General features: G+C 63.3%; 1 protein-coding gene. It reads right to left on the bottom strand.

The genetic code is table 11. The annotated features are described in order from the left end of the window. Window positions 1–229: immunoglobulin-like domain-containing protein (locus HU755_RS27310; protein ID WP_346655449.1), on the bottom strand; the 229-nt coding region annotated here is incomplete at both ends.

Below are 229 nucleotides of genomic sequence, written 5' to 3'. Positions count from 1 at the left end.
CCGGCGTCTTTGTAGACGTCATCGGTTGGTGCTGGAACGGTGACATTACCGCTGGTTTCGCCAGCTTTGATGGTGATGACCGCGCCGTTGGATAGGGTGACCGTGACCGGCGCACCGGCCGGGTTGCTCAGCGTGGCGGTGTAAACGATCGAACCACCCTCGGCCACGGAACCGGTCGCGGACAGCGACAGGTTGGTGGTGTCGACGGTGTCGGTCACGGTGGTGCTGA

The sequence above is a fragment of the Pseudomonas sp. SWRI111 genome, assembly GCF_014268555.1.
In the GTDB taxonomy this organism is placed as follows: domain Bacteria; phylum Pseudomonadota; class Gammaproteobacteria; order Pseudomonadales; family Pseudomonadaceae; genus Aquipseudomonas; species Aquipseudomonas hamedanensis.
This window is presented reverse-complemented; position numbering and strand designations above follow the sequence as displayed.